Annotated in this window: 19 protein-coding genes; 14 read left to right on the top strand and 5 right to left on the bottom strand. The window is 58.3% G+C overall.

Annotated elements, in window-relative coordinates; translation table 11 throughout:
* Positions 1–58 precede the first annotated feature (58 nt).
* From hisQ to hisP, 3 genes are read left to right on the top strand one after another with little or no spacing between them, the layout of a single operon-like run.
* On the top strand, positions 59–745 hold the full coding sequence (gene hisQ, locus FKM52_RS09080) for a histidine ABC transporter permease HisQ (RefSeq protein ID WP_141175879.1): 687 nt from the start codon (positions 59–61) through the stop codon (positions 743–745).
* Positions 742–1,458 carry an ABC transporter permease gene (locus tag FKM52_RS09075; protein WP_141175878.1) on the top strand — a complete coding sequence of 239 codons (717 nt, stop codon included), beginning with the start codon at positions 742–744 and terminating at the stop codon, positions 1,456–1,458. Before hisQ ends, FKM52_RS09075 begins: the two co-directional genes overlap by 4 nt.
* Positions 1,459–1,466: 8 nt before the next feature.
* Positions 1,467–2,240, top strand: coding sequence for a histidine ABC transporter ATP-binding protein HisP (hisP, locus tag FKM52_RS09070; RefSeq protein WP_141175877.1), 774 nt, complete (start codon positions 1,467–1,469; stop codon positions 2,238–2,240).
* 25 nt (positions 2,241–2,265) lie between these two features.
* Here the strand turns inward: hisP and FKM52_RS09065 are convergent, their stop codons facing one another.
* On the bottom strand, positions 2,266–3,156 hold the full coding sequence (locus FKM52_RS09065; RefSeq protein ID WP_141175876.1) for a TIGR01777 family oxidoreductase: 891 nt from the start codon (positions 3,154–3,156) through the stop codon (positions 2,266–2,268).
* Between the two features lie 178 nt (positions 3,157–3,334).
* Between FKM52_RS09065 and yfcF the strand changes: the two genes are divergently transcribed.
* Positions 3,335–3,976, top strand: coding sequence for a glutathione transferase (gene yfcF / locus FKM52_RS09060; protein WP_141175875.1), 642 nt, complete (start codon positions 3,335–3,337; stop codon positions 3,974–3,976).
* A gap of 123 nt (positions 3,977–4,099) precedes the next feature.
* Positions 4,100–4,654 carry an NUDIX hydrolase YfcD gene (gene yfcD / locus FKM52_RS09055; RefSeq protein ID WP_141175874.1) on the top strand — a complete coding sequence of 185 codons (555 nt, stop codon included), beginning with the start codon at positions 4,100–4,102 and terminating at the stop codon, positions 4,652–4,654.
* A gap of 4 nt (positions 4,655–4,658) precedes the next feature.
* Here yfcD and FKM52_RS09050 read toward each other — a convergent pair whose 3' ends face one another.
* On the bottom strand, positions 4,659–5,678 hold the full coding sequence (locus FKM52_RS09050; protein WP_141175873.1) for a LacI family DNA-binding transcriptional regulator: 1,020 nt from the start codon (positions 5,676–5,678) through the stop codon (positions 4,659–4,661).
* A gap of 233 nt (positions 5,679–5,911) precedes the next feature.
* Here FKM52_RS09050 and FKM52_RS09045 point away from each other — a divergent pair, with 233 nt between their 5' ends.
* The 5 genes from FKM52_RS09045 (at position 5,912) to FKM52_RS09025 (ending at position 10,006) form a co-directional block, all read left to right on the top strand.
* Positions 5,912–6,355: a PTS sugar transporter subunit IIA gene (locus FKM52_RS09045; RefSeq protein WP_141175872.1), complete on the top strand. Its 444-nt coding sequence runs from the start codon at positions 5,912–5,914 to the stop codon at positions 6,353–6,355.
* Between the two features lie 81 nt (positions 6,356–6,436).
* Entirely contained in the window at positions 6,437–6,709 is a 273-nt protein-coding gene (locus tag FKM52_RS09040) for a PTS sugar transporter subunit IIB (protein ID WP_141175871.1), read from the top strand.
* A gap of 132 nt (positions 6,710–6,841) precedes the next feature.
* Positions 6,842–8,233, top strand: a complete 1,392-nt coding sequence (locus FKM52_RS09035) for a PTS ascorbate transporter subunit IIC (protein ID WP_141175870.1) — start codon at positions 6,842–6,844, stop codon at positions 8,231–8,233.
* Positions 8,230–9,060: a transketolase gene (locus tag FKM52_RS09030; RefSeq protein ID WP_141175869.1), complete on the top strand. Its 831-nt coding sequence runs from the start codon at positions 8,230–8,232 to the stop codon at positions 9,058–9,060. Before FKM52_RS09035 ends, FKM52_RS09030 begins: the two co-directional genes overlap by 4 nt.
* Positions 9,053–10,006 carry a transketolase family protein gene (locus FKM52_RS09025; protein ID WP_141175868.1) on the top strand — a complete coding sequence of 318 codons (954 nt, stop codon included), beginning with the start codon at positions 9,053–9,055 and terminating at the stop codon, positions 10,004–10,006. The genes FKM52_RS09030 and FKM52_RS09025 overlap by 8 nt, the downstream gene beginning before the upstream one ends.
* Positions 10,007–10,122: 116 nt before the next feature.
* Here the strand turns inward: FKM52_RS09025 and FKM52_RS09020 are convergent, their stop codons facing one another.
* From FKM52_RS09020 to ackA, 3 genes are all read right to left on the bottom strand, one after another.
* Positions 10,123–11,169: a TIGR04086 family membrane protein gene (locus tag FKM52_RS09020; RefSeq protein ID WP_141175867.1), complete on the bottom strand. Its 1,047-nt coding sequence runs from the start codon at positions 11,167–11,169 to the stop codon at positions 10,123–10,125.
* Positions 11,170–11,510: 341 nt separating this feature from the next.
* A complete protein-coding gene (pta, locus tag FKM52_RS09015; protein ID WP_141175866.1) occupies positions 11,511–13,661 on the bottom strand; it encodes a phosphate acetyltransferase in 2,151 nt (716 codons plus the stop codon).
* A gap of 67 nt (positions 13,662–13,728) precedes the next feature.
* Positions 13,729–14,931, bottom strand: a complete 1,203-nt coding sequence (gene ackA / locus FKM52_RS09010; protein ID WP_141175865.1) for an acetate kinase — start codon at positions 14,929–14,931, stop codon at positions 13,729–13,731.
* Between the two features lie 335 nt (positions 14,932–15,266).
* Between ackA and yfbV the strand changes: the two genes are divergently transcribed.
* The 4 genes from yfbV to FKM52_RS08990 all read left to right on the top strand — a co-directional run bounded on the left by yfbV (position 15,267) and on the right by FKM52_RS08990 (position 18,943).
* The gene (gene yfbV, locus FKM52_RS09005) at positions 15,267–15,716 is read left to right on the top strand and encodes a terminus macrodomain insulation protein YfbV (protein ID WP_141175864.1); all 450 of its coding nucleotides are present in this window, start codon (positions 15,267–15,269) and stop codon (positions 15,714–15,716) included.
* A gap of 144 nt (positions 15,717–15,860) precedes the next feature.
* A complete protein-coding gene (locus FKM52_RS09000; RefSeq protein WP_141175863.1) occupies positions 15,861–16,355 on the top strand; it encodes a YfbU family protein in 495 nt (164 codons plus the stop codon).
* A gap of 12 nt (positions 16,356–16,367) precedes the next feature.
* Positions 16,368–17,027, top strand: coding sequence for a sugar phosphatase (locus FKM52_RS08995; protein WP_141175862.1), 660 nt, complete (start codon positions 16,368–16,370; stop codon positions 17,025–17,027).
* Positions 17,028–17,104: 77 nt separating this feature from the next.
* Entirely contained in the window at positions 17,105–18,943 is a 1,839-nt protein-coding gene (locus FKM52_RS08990) for an SLC13 family permease (RefSeq protein WP_141175861.1), read from the top strand.
* Position 18,944: the final 1 nt, after the last annotated feature.

The following is an 18,944-nucleotide window of genomic DNA, read 5'->3' as shown; positions in this document are numbered from 1 at the left end:
TGCAGGCCGTCGCGGTTGGGCGGCCGGTTGTCCGTTTTGTCACGCCAGGATTTCATCAATGCTGTATGGCTACTCTGAAGTGATCTTTCGCGGCGCGCTGGTGACGCTGGAGCTGGCGCTCAGCTCGGTGCTGCTGGCAGTGGTGCTCGGCCTGCTGGGGGCGGGCGGGCGCCTTTCCCGCTATCGTCTGCTGGCGCTGCTGGCGGAAACCTATACCACCTTAATTCGCGGCGTGCCGGATCTGGTTTTGATGCTGCTGATCTTTTATGGCCTACAGATCGTCCTGAATCAAATCACCGAGGCGCTGGGCATGGCGCAGTTTGATATTGATCCGATGGTGGCGGGCATTATTACGCTGGGCTTTATCTACGGCGCCTATTTTACCGAAACCTTTCGCGGCGCCTTTATGGCGGTGCCGAAAGGGCAGATCGAGGCGGCAACCGCTTTTGGTTTTACCGGCGCGCAGGTGTTCCGCCGCATTCTGTTTCCCGCCATGATGCGCTTCGCCCTGCCGGGCATCGGCAATAACTGGCAGGTGGTGCTGAAGGCGACGGCGCTGGTATCGCTGCTGGGGCTGGAGGATGTGGTGAAAGCGACGCAGCTGGCGGGGAAAAGCACCTGGCAGCCGTTCTGGTTCGCCATTGTCGCCGGCATCATCTATCTGCTGTTTACCACGCTCTCTAACGGCGTGCTGTGGTGGCTGGAACGTCGCTATTCGGCAGGCGTCAAAAGGGCGGAATTATGATCGCTATTTTACAGGAATACTGGCAGCCGCTGCTGTGGAGCGATGGCTACCGTTTTACCGGCGTGGCGATTACGCTGTGGCTGCTGATCCTGTCGGTAGTTATCGGCGGTTGCCTGGCGGTGCTGCTGGCGATCGCCCGCGTCTCGCCGATCCGCGCTATTAGCCTGCCGGTCTGGCTGTTTACCTGGGTATTTCGCGGCACGCCGCTCTATGTGCAGCTGTTGGTTATCTATTCCGGCATGTATACGCTGGAGGTGGTGAAAGGTTCGGAGCTGCTCAGCGCCTTTTTCCGCAGCGGCCTGAACTGTACGCTGCTGGCCTTTACGCTCAATACCTGCGCCTACACCACGGAGATTTTCGCCGGGGCGATCCGCGCGGTGCCGCACGGTGAAATTGAAGCGGCGCGCGCCTACGGCTTCTCTACCTTTAAGCTCTACCGCTGCATTATTCTGCCCGCGGCGCTGCGTATTGCGCTGCCCGCCTACAGTAACGAGGTGATTTTAATGCTGCACTCGACGGCGCTGGCGTTCACCGCTACGGTGCCGGATCTGCTGAAAATCGCACGTGATATTAACGCTGCCACCTATCAGCCTTTTACCGCCTTCGGTATCGCGGCGGCGCTCTATTTAGCCATCTCTTACCTGTTGATTAGCCTGTTCCGCCGGGCGGAGCATCGCCTGCTGGCGCATATCAAACCTTCATCGTCTCACTGAGTACCACTATGGCTGAAAATAAACTCAACGTAACTGAACTCCATAAGCGCTACGGCGAACATGAGGTGCTGAAGGGGGTATCGCTTCAGGCTAACGCGGGCGATGTAATTACCATTATCGGCTCGTCCGGCTCCGGGAAAAGCACCTTTCTGCGCTGCATCAACTTCCTTGAAAAGCCCAGTGAAGGCAGCATCACGGTAAATAACCAGCCGGTAAATCTGGTACGCGATAAGGATGGACAGCTAAAGGTAGCGAATAAGGAGCAGCTGCGCCTGCTGCGCACGCGGCTGACCATGGTATTTCAGCACTTCAACCTCTGGAGCCATATGACGGTGCTGGAGAATGTGATGGAGGCGCCGATTCGGGTGCTGGGGCTCAGCAAAGCCGCCGCGCGCGAGCGGGCGCTGCGCTATCTCAATAAGGTCGGCATTGATGAACGCGCCTGCGCCAAATATCCGGTGCATCTTTCCGGCGGTCAGCAGCAGCGCGTCTCTATTGCCCGTGCGCTGGCGATGGAGCCTGATGTGCTGCTGTTTGATGAGCCGACTTCGGCGCTCGATCCGGAGCTGGTGGGCGAGGTGCTGCGCATTATGCAAAAGCTGGCGGAAGAGGGGAAAACCATGGTAGTGGTGACGCATGAGATGGAGTTTGCGCGCCATGTCTCCAGCCATGTGATTTTCCTGCATCAGGGGAAAATTGAAGAGCAGGGGCCGCCGCAAACGCTGTTCCAGCAGCCGAAAAGCGCCCGGCTGCAGCAGTTTCTCTCCGGCGCGCTGAAATAGCGGATTGCTGAGTGACGGCGGGCGCCTACAGCACATCCGCCAGCGCGGCTGAAAGATCGTACCAGCGAAAGTGAAAGCCTGATTCTTCCAGGCGGCGGGGCAGCACATGTTGCCCGCCCAGCACCAGCACCGATGATTCGCCCATCAGCAGTCTGATGGCAGCGGCGGGCGTACGCAGCAGCGCCGGCCGCCGCATCGCTTTACCCAGCGTGGCGGCGAACTGCTCATTGCGCACCGCATAGGGCGAAACCAGATTAAACGGCCCGTGCAATGGGTGATCCAGCAGCCAGAGAATGCCGTTGAGCATATCGTCAATATGGATCCACGGCATATATTGCCGTCCGCTGCCGAGCGGGCCGCCAAGCCCCAGCGCGAACGGCTTTTTCATCTGCGCCAGCGCGCCGCCCTCTTTCGCCAGCACCACGCCGGTGCGCAGCAGGCAGACGCGGGTGCGATGGCTGGCGGCGCTCAGCGCCAGGCTTTCCCAGCGCTGACAGAGCCGGTGGGTGAACTCATCGTGGCCGCAATCCTCTTCGGTCAGCACCGCTTCGCCGCTGTTGCCGTAGTAGCCGGTCGCCGAACCGGAGATCAGCACCGCAGGCGGTTCGCTGCTGGCGTTAATCAGCGCGGCCAGCCGTTCGGTAATTTGCCAGCGGCTCTCACACAGCCGCTGCTTTTGCTGCGGCGTCCAGCGCCTGGCGGCGATCGGCTCGCCCGCCAGGTTAATTACCGCGTCAATGCCGTTTAAATCACGCTGCTGCGTCAGCCCCGCCCAGAGGGTGACCTGCGGGCCCAGCAGGTGGCGCGCCGCCTCGACATTGCGCGTCACCACGCTGACCCGATCGCCACGCGCCAGCAGCCGCGCAGTCAGCTGCCGGCCAATCAGGCCGGTGCCGCCGGTAATTAAGATTTGCATAAGCGCCCTGTGTGCCGGTTATTGCTCTCTGTTTAGCATAGAAGAGAACCTCCGGAACAGTGGTAATATCGGGCTGCGCTATTGCCTGGCTGGCCGCCGTCAGCTAAACAGAGAGCTGCGGCGATAAACTCCGGCCGCCGATATCTTCCTTTATTCCGCCCGCAGGAGAAACGACAGTATGAACCGGCCCCTGATTAAGCTATGGACAGACGCCAGCTTCTACAGCCCCTACGCCATGTCCGTCTACGTCGCCCTGCGTGAGAAAGGGTTGTCGTTTACGCTCCAGCCGGTCGATCTGGCGCAGCAGCAGCAGCGCGCGCCGGAGTATGCGGCGCTGTCGCTGACCCGCCGCGTGCCGATGCTGGCGCTGGATGAGATGCGGCTTAGCGAATCCTCGGCGATTGTCGAGTATCTGGAAGAGTGCTTCCCGGCGCCCGATTATAAGCGTCTTTATCCGCGCGATCGGGAAAAGCGCGCCCGCGCCCGTGAGCTACAGGCATGGCTGCGCAGCGATTTTATGCCGCTCAGGCAGCAGCGTCCTGGCGAAGTGCTGTTTGCCGGAAAAAAATATTCACCGCTAACAGAAGACGCGCGACAGAGCGCCGCTACACTGATTGAGGGCGCGCAGCGCCTGCTTGGCGCAGGCCAGCAAAATCTGTTTGGCGAATGGTCGATTGCCGATACCGATTTAGCGGTGATGCTTAACCGTCTGGCGCTGCACGGCGATGAGCTGCCGGACAACCTGGCGTACTACGCCTGGTTCCAGTGGCAACGCGCGTCCGTTCAGCTCTGGCTGGCTGAAGCGGGCAAAAACGGCTGACCGCACGAGTTGTGTATTGCGTCCGGCCCGCGAAGCCTTTAATTTAGGGCGGTTTGCGTCAACGTAACGTGAAACCTGTGGCATATCAGCGCGCAATGGGCGCCAGAACGAAAAGGGTTACTGATGGTGGAGCAAAATCAGGATGCCGGTACGGAATGGGTGGATATCGTTAATGAAGATAACGAAGTCATCGCTCAGGCCAGCCGGGCTCAAATGCGGGCACAACATTTGCGTCATCGCGCTACGTATATCGTAGTGCACGACGGCATGGGTAAGATTCTGGTGCAGCGCCGTACCGAGAGTAAAGATTTTATGCCGGGTATGCTGGATGCTACCGCCGGCGGCGTGGTGCAAAGCGGCGAGGCGATTCTTGATTCCGCCCGCCGCGAGGCGGAAGAGGAGCTGGGCATTGCCGCGGTGCCTTTTGCCGAGCATGGGCAGTTCTATTTTGAAGATGAACACTGCCGGGTGTGGGGCGGCTTATTCAGCTGCGTCTCACACGGTCCGTTCGCCATGCAGCCGGAAGAGGTGGATGAGGTTTTCTGGCTGACGCCGGAAGAGATTACCGCCCGCTGCGATGAGTTTACCCAGGATTCGCTGAAGGCGCTGTCGCTCTGGCTGAGCCGCAACGCCAATAACGAACCGCCCCGGCAGAAAAAAGCGGAAGAGGCGAAGTAACGCCTCAGCAGCTATCCCGCAGGCACAGGCTGGAGGCGATGGGTTTACCATCGCTCCAGCTCTCTCCGCCCAGCCGCGCCAGCAGCGCGCGCCCCGCTTCAACGCCTATCTTACGGTGCGGCACCGCCATGGTAGTTAACGGCGGCTGACAAACCCGACTGACGTCGCTGTCGCCAAACCCCACCACCGCCAGCTCATCCGGCACCTTAATGCGTCGACGCTGGCACTCATACAGCACGCCGCAGGCCAGCTCGTCGGATACGCAAACCAGCGCGTCCAGCTCCGGCCAGGCCAGCAAAAACTCCGGCAGCTGCGAGGCGCCGGTAGAAAAGCTGGGCGGCAGGGCGGCGTTAATCACTCTCGCTGGCGACAGATGATGTCGCAGCATCGCCTTGTACCAGCCCTGCAGATGCTGCTGAAAAATCCACTGCTCCTGGTTAGCGCACAGCAGGCCGATATGTTCATAGCCGCGCCGGATAAGCATCTCGGTAAGTTCATACATCGCGGCCACGTTATCGATACCGATGTTCATATCGATTGGATCGGCGCGCACCGCGCCGATTTCCATTACCGGAATAGAGGCGTTTTGCAGCCAGTGGCGCACGGTATCGCTGTGCTCGACGCTAAGCAGAATCGCCGCGGCGATATTAGAGGCCAGCAGCGTTTCCAGCAGCTTTTCCTCCTGCTCCAGACGATGCTGCGATTCCGCCAGCATGATTTGATAGCCGGCAGGCTGCAGCACCTGCTGCAGCCCGGCGAACATTTCGGAACAGCCCGCCTCGGCCAGGTTGGGCACCACCATCGCGATGGTCCAGGAGGAGGCGGACGCCAGCGCGCTGGCGGCGAGATTCGGCATATAGCCCAGTTGCTGCACCGCCGCTTCGATCTTTTCACGGAGTTTATCGGAAACCTGCTCAGGCGTGCGTAGCGCACGGGATACCGTCATCGTACCGACACCGGCAAGCTGAGCCACATCGGCGAGCGTCACCTTACCGGTGCTGCGCCGTTTACGGGTTAGAGACATACAAATTCCTGCTGACCAGACGCTAATTGTCTTCCTTCGCTTCACGTGTCTGGGAGTATACGCTCTCAGGCCCTGTTATTGCTGCAAATTCAGCCGAAGATTGTAATTTGATAGCGCTATCACAAATCTGCATGATAGTTATTGGTAGCGCTATCTTTGAGATTTCGATCACAGTTAAAGCGCTGCGCCTTGCATAGAGTTTGGTCAACTCAGGCAATCAGGCGGAGGGAGAAGTGCTCAAACAATGGCTGCATGACGCAACAATCGTGCTGGAGAAAAAAGTAGAGAATTGGCCGCAGGCGCTGGAAATCTGCGCCAGGCCGCTGCTGGAGGCGGGAATTATCGCGCCTGAGTATGTCACGGCGATTATGGAACAGCATCGCCGGCTGGGGCCTTATTACGTGCTGGCGCCGGGGCTGGCGATGCCGCATGCGCGCCCGGAAGAGGGCACCAAAGGCGTAGGGCTGTCGCTGCTGAAGCTGGAGCAGGGCGTATCCTTTACTGCCGGAGAATTCGATCCGGTAGATATTATCGTGATGCTCGCCGCGCCCGATAATCATAGCCATATTGCGACCCTCTCCGCGCTGGCGGAATTATTTTCCAGCGATGAAGATATGAAGCAATTACATCAGGCGCAGACGCTGGAGGAGATTAAAAAAATTATCGAACGCTTCTGAATTAATTACCTAAACCTGTTTTCCGACCCATTACGCGCCAGCGTGATGCGGACCCACTCTGTTTAAAAAAAGGTAACGGCAATGAAAATTATGGCAATTTGCGGTTCAGGCCTGGGCAGCAGCTTTATGGTGGAAATGAACATTAAAAAGGTGCTGAAAAAACTCGCTATTGAGGCGGAGGTGGAACATTCCGATCTCTCTTCCGCCACGCCCGGCGCGGCGGATCTGTTTGTAATGGCGAAGGATATCGCCGCCAGCGCCAGCGTGCCGCAGAGTCAGCTGGTGGTGATCAATAACATCATCGATATTAATGAGCTGGAAGCGCAGCTGCGCGCCTGGTTCGATAAACAATAATCAAATTACATCATCTCCTTCGGCCAGCGACGGCCCGGCATATTTCGTCAGCCTGGCAAAACAGGTAGCGCGATAGAAAAGCGGCCCGCCGCGACGCGGCCTGAAGGTGAAAATGTATAAGGCGAGGTGGATATGTTTATCCTTGAAACGCTGAATTTTGTTGTTGATATTCTTAAGGTGCCGTCGGTACTGGTGGGATTAATCGCCCTGATTGGTTTGGTGGCGCAGAAAAAAGCTTTTTCTGATGTGGTGAAAGGCACCATTAAAACCATTCTTGGCTTTATTGTGTTAGGCGGCGGCGCCACGGTGCTGGTTGGCTCGTTAAATCCGCTGGGCGGCATGTTTGAGCACGCCTTTACTATCCAGGGAATTATCCCTAATAACGAAGCGATTGTTTCTATTGCGCTGGAAAAATATGGCGCGGCTACCGCGTTAATTATGGCCTTCGGTATGGTGGCGAATATTATCGTGGCCCGTTTTACGCGCCTGAAATATATCTTCCTTACCGGGCATCACACCTTTTATATGGCCTGTATGATCGGCGTGATCCTGACGGTGGCGGGCTTCGAAGGCGTGGGGCTGGTATTTACCGGTTCGTTAATTCTCGGCCTGGTGATGGCCTTTTTCCCGGCGTTGGCGCAGCGCTATATGAAGCGCATTACCGGCACGGATGATATCGCCTTCGGCCACTTCGGCACCCTGGGCTATGTACTTGCCGGCTGGATCGGCAGCCTGTGCGGCAAAGGCTCGCGCTCCACTGAAGAGATGAACCTGCCGAAAAACCTGAGCTTCCTGCGCGACAGCTCCATCTCTATCTCGCTGACGATGATGATTATCTATCTGATCATGGCGGTCAGCGCCGGCGGCGACTATGTCGAAAGCACCTACAGCGGCGGCCAGAACTACCTGGTCTACGCCATTATCATGGCGATTACCTTCGCGGCAGGGGTGTTTATTATTCTGCAGGGCGTACGCCTGATTCTGGCGGAAATCGTCCCGGCCTTTACCGGCTTTTCCGAAAAACTGGTGCCGAACGCGCGCCCGGCGCTGGATTGCCCGGTGGTCTATCCCTACGCGCCGAACGCGGTGCTGATCGGCTTTCTGTTCAGCTTCCTTGGCGGGCTGGTGGGGCTGTTTCTGCTGGGACAGATGAAGCTGGTACTGATTCTGCCCGGCGTAGTGCCGCACTTCTTTACCGGCGCTACCGCCGGCGTATTCGGCAACGCGACCGGCGGGCGGCGCGGGGCGATGATCGGCGCCTTCGCCAACGGGCTGTTGATCACCTTCCTGCCGGTACTGCTGCTGCCGGTGCTGGGCGCTATCGGCTTTGCCAATACCACTTTCTCCGACGCCGACTTCGGCGCGATCGGCATCGTGCTGGGCAACCTGGCGCGCTACCTGTCGCCGCTGGCGATTACGGGACTGGTTGTTGCGTTGTTCGTGCTGCTGGTGGCGTACAACGTATTCGTGAAAAACAAACCTGCGGGCGGTAATGCGCAGGAAAACACCGGAGCCAAATCATGAAAGTAAAAGAAGTTACCCGGCTGGCGCGGGAAATTCGCCTCGCTACGCTTAAATCGCTGACGCAGCTCGGCTTCGGCCACTACGGCGGCAGTATGTCGGTGGTGGAAACCCTGGCGGTGCTGTATGGCGCGGTGATGAAGATCGATCCGGCGAATCCCGACTGGCCGGAGCGTGATTACTTCGTACTGTCGAAAGGGCACGCGGGGCCGGCGCTCTACAGCACGCTGGCGATTAAAGGCTATTTTCCGCAGGAGGAGCTGTTTACGCTGAACCAGAACGGAACGCGGCTGCCCAGCCATCCCGATCGGCTGAAAACCCGCGGCGTGGACGCCACTACCGGCTCGCTGGGCCAGGGCATTTCCATCGCCGGCGGCATGGCGCTGTCGCATAAGCTGGCGGGGCGTCCGAACCGCGTGTTCTGCATTGTCGGCGACGGCGAGCTGAACGAGGGGCAGTGTTGGGAGGCGTTTCAGTTTATCGCCCATCACCGCCTCAACAATCTGACCATCTTCGTGGACTGGAATAAGCAGCAGCTGGACGGCGAGCTGGATGAAATTATCTGCGCCTTCGATTTGCCGGAAAAATTCCGCGCCTTTGGGTTTGATGCCGTTACGGTAAAAGGCGATGACGTTGCCGGGCTGCTGGAGGCGGTACAGTCGCCGCCGCCGGCGGATGCCCGCCCGCGCGTGGTAATCCTCGACAGCATTAAAGGGCAGGGCGTGCCCTGTCTGGAACAGTTAAGCAACTCCCACCATCTGCGCCTGAACGATGAGATGAAACAGGCGCTTAACGATACCATTCGCCAGCTGGAGGCCGTTCATGATTAACGTTGCGCCCGCAGGACAGAAAGACGCGACAGAAATGCGTAAGGTTTACGCCAGCTTTGTTGCGCAGCAGATTGAAGCGAACAGCCCGATTATCGCGCTGGAGGCGGATCTGATGAGTTCGATGGCGATGGATAGCGTGGCGCGTAGCTACCCGCAGCACGTCATTAACTGCGGCATTATGGAAGCTAACGTGATTGGCACCGCCGCCGGGCTGGCGCTGACCGGACGCAAGCCGTTTGTGCACACCTTTACCGCCTTTGCCAGCCGCCGCTGCTTCGATCAGCTGTTTATGTCGCTGGATTACCAGCGCAATAACGTTAAGGTGATCGCCTCTGACGCCGGGGTGACCGCCTGCCATAACGGCGGCACCCATATGTCATTTGAGGATATGGGCATCGTGCGCGGGCTGGCGCACTCGGTAGTGCTGGAGGTAACCGATGCGGTAATGTTCGCCGACGTGCTGCGTCAGCTGATCGATCTTGAGGGTTTTTACTGGGTACGCACCATTCGCAAGCAGGCGCCGACTATCTATGCGCCCGGCTCCACCTTTACCATCGGCAAGGGCAACGTGCTGCGCGAGGGCAGCGATATTACACTTATCGCCAACGGTATTATGGTGGCGGAAGCGCTGGAGGCGGCGCGTCAGCTGGAGCAGCAGGGCGTCAGCGCGGCGGTGATCGATATGTTTACCCTGAAGCCGATAGATCGCATGTTAGTAAAAAACTATGCGGAAAAAACCGGGCGTATCGTCACCTGTGAAAATCACAGTATCCACAACGGGCTGGGCTCGGCGGTGGCGGAAGTGCTGGTGGAAAGCTGTCCGGTGGCGATGCGTCGCGTCGGCGTCAAAGAGCGTTACGGCCAGGTCGGCACCCAGGATTTTCTGCAAAAGGAATATGGCCTGACGGCGCATGATATCGTCGCGGCGGCGCGCGAGCTGCTGTAACCGGGAAGGCGTCAGCTGAGGTGACAGGATATCATCCTGCAACGAAAGAGGCGGCCAGATAGCCGCCTCTTTATTTAGCGTATGCCCTCCTGGGAAGGCTCTGTTTACCGCAGGCGTTAATCGCGCTTGACGGGACGCTGATGGCTCAGAACCTGACGCGGCTGAGTACGGCGGCCCACCATGCCCATCACGCCGGCGAGAACGGCTTCAACGATCATCATAAAGAAAGCGAACCAGCTGGCTTTAGAGGTAGCGGCGGCAGCTTTGTCGGCCGCTTCGCGCGCTTTCTGCTCCGCCTGCTGTTTCAGCTCGTTATATTTCTGACGCGCCTGCTGATAGCTTTTCTCCGTCTGTTGGACGATCTGCTCCGCTTCCGCATCGGTTTTGCCGGTGCGCGCTTTGATAATATTTTTCAGCGCGTCGCGGTCAGCGGCCTGCAGCGTATCCTGGTTGCGGGCGATTAAGCCTTTTACCCAGTTAGCGATATCGGTATCGGCGTTTTGCGGATTGTTAGCGGTGCTCTGCGCCTGATTCTGCGCGCTGTTTACCGCGTTTTGCGCGTCGTTTTGCAGATTTTCCGGCTGAAGTTCAGGCTTGCCGGTCTGGCGCAGCGTGGTTTCCAGCTCGTTTTGCAGATCGTCAAGATTTATGCCGCTTTCCTGCAGCTTATCCTGCGCCATACGCGCGGCGTGCGGCGCTACGGCGGAAACGGTATTGCCGATCGCGCTCAGCCCGGCGCCCATTACGTTCATGGCGCCGCTGACGGTGTAGTTTACCAGGGTTACCGCCAGCCAGACGCTGAACAGCGTATTGATGCCGAACATCAGCAGACCGTGTAGCGCCCCTTCGCGCTGAGCGAGACGACCGCTGACCCAGGCGCCGACGGCAATAGCGATCAGCATGCTGATGCCGGTCCAGATAGCGGCGCCGGTGCCGATGCCGTCCAGCGGATTCTGTTCATGTAAAGGATCGATGCTGGCGGTGCCGACGGCGGTGCCCAGCAGGGTTAATAACAGATGAATCACTACCGAAGTAATAACGCCCGCAAAGATAGCGCTCCATGAAATACGCTTCAGCGGCACACCGTTTAGCGGCGCTTCATGTACCGTCTCTACCCAGCCCGCATCGTGCCGGGTGCGCAGATGATCAGGATGTTCACTCATAATATTCACTCCCTATCGTTATCTTTAAGCCGTTGCCACAGAATTAATTTCTGACGCCATGAAAATAGTGAAACCTGTTATTCAGGTAATGTAAGGCTAGTTAGGGAATGAGGATTTGACCAAAATAATTTCGCAAAATGCGGCGAAAAATAAACGTTTTTTTTACCGCTGCGCTTATTTTTAACCATTTATTAAACTATTTGGCGCTGGCTTTTATTGAAGAGATAAAAACGGGGAACGCTTATTTTGCGGCGCGGCGGGCGATAAGCCGGGCAGGCGCGGTAACGAGCGAAGGCAATAAAAAAGGCGGCCCGCAGGCCGCCTCTGTTGCAGCGGAGTAATTACTTCTGTTGATCCGCCTGGGACGCCTGAATAGCGGTCAGGGCGATGGTATAGACGATATCGTCCACCAGCGCGCCGCGGGACAGGTCGTTAACCGGCTTACGCATACCCTGCAGCATCGGCCCGATAGAGATCAGGTCGGCAGAACGCTGTACCGCTTTATAGGTGGTGTTACCGGTGTTCAGGTCAGGGAAGATAAACACCGTGGCGCGTCCGGCAACCTGTGAGTTCGGCGCTTTGGATTTCGCCACGTCTTCCATAATCGCCGCGTCGTACTGCAGCGGGCCGTCGATCACCAGATCCGGGCGTTTTTCCTGCGCGATGCGCGTGGCTTCACGCACTTTCTCCACATCGCTGCCGGCGCCGGAGTTGCCGGTAGAGTAGGAGATCATCGCCACGCGCGGCTCGATGCCGAAGGCGGCGGCGGAATCGGCGGACTGGATAGCGATTTCAGCCAGCTGCTCAGCGGTAGGATCCGGGTTAATGGCGCAGTCGCCATATACCAGCACCTGCTCAGGCAGCAGCATAAAGAACACGGAAGAAACCAGCGAGCTGTTCGGCGCGGTTTTGATCAGCTGCAGCGGCGGACGAATGGTGTTGGCGGTGGTATGTACGGCGCCGGAAACCAGGCCGTCCACTTCGTCGCGCTCCAGCATCATGGTGCCGAGCACCACGTTATCTTCCAGCTGTTCCTGCGCAACCACTTCGGTCATGCCTTTGTTTTTGCGCAGTTCCACCAGGCGCGCCACGTAGTTATTACGCGCCGCTTCCGGATCGACAATTTCGATGCCTTTGCCCAGCTCAACGCCCTGCGCCGCCGCGACGCGCTGAATTTCATCCGGGTTGCCCAGCAGTACGCACTGCGCGATGCCGCGTTCAGCACAGATGGCCGCCGCTTTCACGGTACGCGGTTCGTCGCCTTCCGGCAGCACGATGCGCTTACGCGCGCTACGCGCCAGCTCGGTCAGCTGATAGCGGAAAGCAGGCGGAGAGAGACGACGGCTGCGCTCGGAGGCGGCGGTCAGCGATTCAATCCAGTCGCTGTTGATATGGCTGGCGATATATTCCTGCACTTTCTCGATGCGCTGCGTATCGTCGCTGGGCACTTCAAGGTTAAAGCTTTGCAGGTTGAGCGAGGTCTGCCAGGTGTTGGTGTTCACCATAAATACCGGCAGGCCGGTCTGGAAGGCGCGCTCGCACAGTTTGTAAATACGGTCATCAATTTCATAACCGCCGGTCAGCAGGATGGCGCCGATCTCGACGCCGTTCATTGCGGCGAGGCAGGCGGCGACCAGCACGTCAGGGCGATCCGCTGAGGTTACCAGCAGCGATCCGGGACGGAAATGCTCCAGCATGTGCGGCAGGCTGCGCGCGCAGAAGGTAACGGATTTCACCCGGCGAGTCTGGATTTCCCCTTCATTGATAATACGCGCGTTCAGGTGGCGGCTCATATCAATGGCGCGGGTAGCGATCAGCTCGAAGCTCCACGGAATGCAGCCCAGCACCGGCAGCGGGCTGTTGGCGAACAGCTGGCTCGGATCGATATTGGCGACGCTGGCCTTGGTGGAATCATCAAAAATTTCTGACAGATCGGGACGGGTACGCCCCTGCTCATCTACCGGCGCGTTCAGCTTGTTGATGATAACGCCGGTGATGTTTTTGTTCTTGCTGCCGCCGAAGCTGCTTTGCGTTAGTTCGATACGCTCTTTCAGCTGGGCCGGAGAGTCGTTGCCCAGCGCCATAACGAAGACGATTTCCGCGTTCAGCGTTTTCGCGATTTCGTAGTTGAGCGCGGTAGCGAACTGGTGTTTACGCGTCGGTACCAGGCCTTCTACCAGCACGACTTCCGCATCCTGAGCGTTGGCGTGATAGCGGGCGATGATCTCCTCCATCAGCACATCTTGCTGATTGGAGCCCAGCAGCGATTCAACGCGTGACATATGCAGCGGCTCAGCGGCGGGGATAGAGGAGCTTTTACGAATGATGGTGGTAGTCTGGTCAGGCGCATTGTCGCCGGCACGCGGTTGAGCGATGGGCTTGAAGACGCTGAGGCGAACCCCTTTGCGCTCCATCGCGCGGATAACGCCCAGGCTGACGCTGGTCAACCCGACGCTGGTGCCGGTAGGAATAAGCATAATGGTACGTGACACAGTAAACCTCTCAGGTATTTCAGGGTGTCAAAAACAACTCCGTCAGCCGGAGCTGACGGAGAAAAACTCAGGCGGTGAGACGCGCGGCGTCGCGGGCGATAACCAGCTCTTCGTTGGTTGGGATCACCAGCGCCGGACGGGTGCCTTCTTTGTTGATGAAGCCTTCCTGACCGAAACGCGCCGCCAGGTTGCGCTCGTGATCGACTTCAAAGCCCAGCAGCGACAGTTTCGCCAGCGACAGCTCACGCACCATCGCCGCGTTTTCGCCGATGCCGCCGGTAAAGACGATAGCGTCCAGACGGCCGTCCATCATCGCGGTATAAGAACCGATATATTTCGCCAGGCGATGGCAGAAGACGTTCATCGCGCGTTTCGCATCGTCTTTGGTGGTGTAGTTTTCTTCCACGTAGCGGCAGTCGCTGGTTACGCCAGTCAGGCCCAGCAGGCCGGACTCTTTCGTCAGCATTTTGTTGATGGCGTCAACGCTCATGCCCAGCGTATCGTGCAGGAAGAAGACGATCGCCGGATCGATATCGCCGCTGCGGGTGCCCATTACCAGGCCTTCCAGCGGGGTAAGACCCATAGAAGTATCCACGCATTCGCCGTTGCGGATCGCGGAGACGGATGCGCCGTTGCCGAGGTGACAGGTGATGACGTTCAGCTCTTCTACCGGCTTGTTCAGCATACGCGCCGCTTCGCGGGAAACGTAGTAGTGGCTGGTGCCGTGGAAGCCGTAGCGGCGGATGCCGTGCTCTTTATACAGATGGTAGGGCAGGGCGTAGAGATAAGATTCTTCAGGCATCGTCTGATGGAAAGCCGTATCGAAAACCGCTACGTTTTTATCAGCAAGGTGCGGGAAGTTTTTCAGCGCTTCGTCGATACCGATCAGATGCGCCGGGTTGTGCAGCGGAGCAAACGGCGACGCCGCTTTGATATCCTGCACCGTCTCGTCGGTGATCACTACGGAGTGCGTCAGCTTTTCGCCGCCGTGAACGATGCGATGACCGATTGCAGCGATTTGTGCCGACAGTTCTGGTTTTTGTGCCAGAATGTTTTTAACAATGAAGTTCAGGGCTTCGCTGTGGGCCGCGCCCGCGCCCAGCGCCGCTTCCTGTTTAGCGCCGTCCAGTTTCCATTTAATGCGCGCTTCAGGCAAATGGAAGCATTCGGCCAGACCTGACAGGTATTCTTCGCCATCGGCCGGGTTGATGATGGCAAATTTCAGGGAAGAGCTACCGCAGTTCAGAACCAGTACTAACTTACTCGACATGGAAGTACCTATTTGTCAAAAGTGGCTAAAAAAAACGCAGTCAGTCTATCATCCTAAGGCATGAAAGCTGGTACAGTAATGATTATCATCATGCTGCCGGCAAAAAAATTATCCGACAGCAAAAAAAAACGGTAATTTTACGTAAAAATTTGAAAGCGCAGTGGCTTTCAGCGGTTGCGCCTCAGGATAATGAGGAAAATCCGTTTTCGGGGCGTTGATAACGCGCTCAGAATAACGGCAGCGCCGCGTAAAAACAAAATTTTTTGAAGGATGTTATATAAAGTTGTGTCGTTGTCTATTTTTTTTAAATCTTCCAAAAGAAGTTGAGGTAAGCCATGGCAAATGAATCCAGCGTGGGCTGGTTTAAAACGTTCCAGCTTGGACAGCGCTACATGAAAACATGGCCGAACGACAAACGCCTCGCGCCGGTTTTCCCGGAAAACCGCATCACAACCGCCACCCGCTTTGCGATCCGCTTTATGCCGCCGCTGGCGGTGTTTACGCTCACCTGGCAGATTGCGCTGGGCGGCCAGCTGGGGCCGGCGGTCGCTACCGCGCTTTTCGCCTGCAGCCTGCCGATGCAGGGATTGTGGTGGCTGGGACGCCGTTCCGTTACGCCGCTGCCGCCTGCGCTGCTGCGCTGGTTTCATGAGGTGCGCGAAAAGCTGCAGCAGGCCGGTCAGGCGATCGCGCCGCTTGAAGGCAAGCCTACCTACCAGACGCTGGCGGATTTGTTAAAACGCGCTTTCCGTCAGCTGGATAAAACCTTCCTCGACGATCTTTAAGTGTTAACTGTCGGGCGCGCGAAAAATTATTTGGCGTCAACCCGGCTTAAATCAAAGAAAGTCAGGCTTGTGATACCTCCTTTTTATTCGCTGTGCGATTCTTGAACGTCCCCCTTTTATGATGTCGAGACACAGGAGTTTACGATGGAGATGACGCACGCTCAGCGCCTGATTCTTTCTAACCAGTACAAAATGATGACGCTGCTCGACCCGGATAACGCCGAGCGCTATCGTCGCCTGCAGACCATCATTGAACGCGGTTACAGCTTACAAATGCGTGAGCTGGATCGCGATTTCGGCGAACTGAGCGAAGAAGTGTGCCGCACCATTATTAACATAATGGAAATGCATCATGCGCTGGCGGTTTCATGGGAAAACCTGAAGGAAAAGGCCAGCATCGATCGGCGTCGGCTGCAGTTCCTCGGCTTCGATGCGGCGACCGAGGCGCGCTACCTGGGCTACGTGCGCTTTATGGTTAGCGTTGAAGGGCGCTACACCCATTTCGACGCCGGAACGCACGGCTTTAACGCCCAGACGCCGATGTGGGAAAAATATCAACGCATGCTGGCCGTCTGGCAAACCTGTCCGCGTCAGTACCACCTGTGCGCGACCGAGCTCGCGCAAATCATTAACGCCTGAGAGGGGACGCAAGTGAAGTGCAGAGGCTTTTTGTTTGATCTGGACGGCACGCTGGTTGATTCATTACCGGTAGTGGAGCGCGCATGGAGTCACTGGGGGAAACGTCACGGCATCGCCGCTGACGAGGTCCTGAGTTTTATCCACGGCAAACAGGCCATCACTGCGCTGCGTCACTTTATGCCCGACAGCAGCGATGAGGCGATCCAGCAGGAGTTTCGCCAGCTGGAAAAAATCGAGGCGGAGGATACCGACGGTATTACCGCGCTGCCCGGCGCGCTCGCGCTGCTGGAACGGCTGGACGCGTTAGATATTCCCTGGGCCATCGTCACCTCAGGCTCCATGCCGGTAGCCTCGGCGCGCCGCAAAGCGGCGGGGCTGCCGCTGCCGCGACATTTCGTCACCGCTGAACGGGTAACCAACGGCAAGCCGGAGCCGGACGCCTATCTTATCGGCGCTGAGCTGCTGGGCCTGCCGCCCGCCGAGTGCGTGGTAGTGGAGGACGCGCCGGCGGGCATTCTCTCCGGTCTCGCCGCCGGCTGCGCGGTGATCGCCGTCAACGCCTCTGGCGATACGCCGCGTCTTGACGAAACCGCCATGCAGCTCACTTCGCTCGCCTCGCTGCGCATCAGCAAAGAAGAAGATGGCACGGTCAGGATAATAAACCAGGCGTGATTGATTTAACCCCGCTATAAGCGGGGTTAATTTATGGCATGCTGCGCGTAAAGGAATTCTCTGACGCGGAAAGGGCTGTGAATAATCAACTTCTTTGGGTACTGGCGTTACTGGCGGTAACCGTTTGGCTGTTTGTCTCAGGACGGCTGCGCATGGATGTGGTGGCGCTGCTGGTCATTGTCGCTTTTGTACTTAGCGGTACGCTGACGTTGCAGGAAGCCACTATCGGCTTTAGCGATCCCAACGTAATTTTGATTGCCGCCCTGTTTGTTATCGGCGAGGGGCTGGTGCGCACCGGCGTGGCGATTCAAACCGGCGAATGGTTGATAAAAATCGCCGGCAACAGCGAAAGCAAAATGATTTTCTGGCTGATGCTGACCGTGGCCGGGCTGGGCGCCTTTATGAGCTCCACCGGCGTGGTGGCGATTTTTATTCCGGTCGTGCTGAGCGTGGCGGCGAAAATCGGCTCCTCGCCCGCGCGGCTAATGATGCCGCTCAGCGTGGCGGCGCTGATCAGCGGCATGATGACGCTGGTGGCAACGCCGCCTAACCTGGTGGTCAACAGCGAGCTGCAGCGCGAGGGGCTGGAAGGCTTTAGCTTTTTCGCCGTCACGCCCATCGGCCTGGTGGTGCTGGTGCTGGGCGTGGGCTATATGCTGGTGGCGCGCTACTGGCTGGCTTCGCCTTCCGCCGATCTCTCCGCCGGCAGCGCACCGCTGCGGCGGCGCAACTTCCGCGATCTGATTCGTGAATATCGCCTTAGCGGACGCGCGCGGCGCCTCTCTATCCGCGCGGGCTCGCCGCTAATCGGCCACCGGCTGGACGACCTGCAGCTGCGCGAAAAATATGGCGCCAACGTGGTGGGCCTGGAACGCTGGCGTCGCTTCCGGCGCGTGATGGTGGCGGTCACCGGCGAAACCACCTTTCGCGCCGGAGATGTGCTGCTGATCGATATGTCCGCCGCCGATATCGATCTGCGCCAGTTTTGCAGCGAGCAGCAGCTGGAGCCGCTGATTCTGCGCGGCGATTACTTCTCGGATCGCGCCCGCGACGTCGGCATGGCGGAAGTGCTGCTGATCCCTGATTCTGAACTGTCGGGCAAAAGCGTGCGCGAAATCGGCTTTCGCAGCCGCTACGGGATTAGCGTTATCGGCATCCGGCGGCGCAACAGCCTGGTTGAAGGGGCGCTGACCGATGAACCGCTGGAGCTGGGCGATACGCTGCTGGTTATCGGCGACTGGCGCTGCATTCGCCAGCTGCAGCAGCAAAAGCGCGATCTGCTGCTGCTGGCGCTGCCTGCCGAGATCGATGACGCGGTGCCTGCTCACAGCCAGGCGCCGCACGCGCTGTTCAGCCTGGCGCTGATGGTGGCGCTGATGATTACCGATGCCATTCCAGGCCCCGTCGCCGCGATTATCGCCTGTTTGCTGATGGGCAAATTCCGCTGTATCGATATGGAGAGCGCCTATAAGGCTATCCACTGGCCGGGGCTGATTCTGATCGCCGGTATGATGCCGTTTGCGCTGGCGCTGCAAAAAACCGGCGGCGTGGCGCTGGTGGTGCAGGGGCTGATGGATGTCGCCGGCGGTAAAGGGCCGCATGTGATGCTGCTCTGCCTGTTTGTGCTCTGCGCGACGATCGGGCTGTTTATCTCTAATACGGCGACGGCGGTGCTGATGGCGCCGATCGGCATAGCGGCGGCGCATCAGATGGGCGTATCGCCTTATCCTTTTACCATGATTATCGCCATTGCCGCCTCCGCCGCCTTTATGACGCCGGTCTCTTCACCGGTTAATACGCTGGTGCTCGGCCCCGGCGGCTATCGCTTCAGCGATTTTGTGAAAATCGGCGTGCCCTTTACGCTGGTGGTAATGGTGGTTAGCGTATTGCTGGTGCCGCTGCTGTTCCCGTTCTGAT

Origin of the sequence: Mixta tenebrionis, from assembly GCF_006517625.1 — a bacterium.
Taxonomy (GTDB): Bacteria; Pseudomonadota; Gammaproteobacteria; order Enterobacterales; family Enterobacteriaceae; genus Mixta; species Mixta tenebrionis.
The sequence above is the reverse complement of the archived record's forward strand: the minus strand, read 5'-3'. Positions and strand labels throughout refer to the sequence as shown.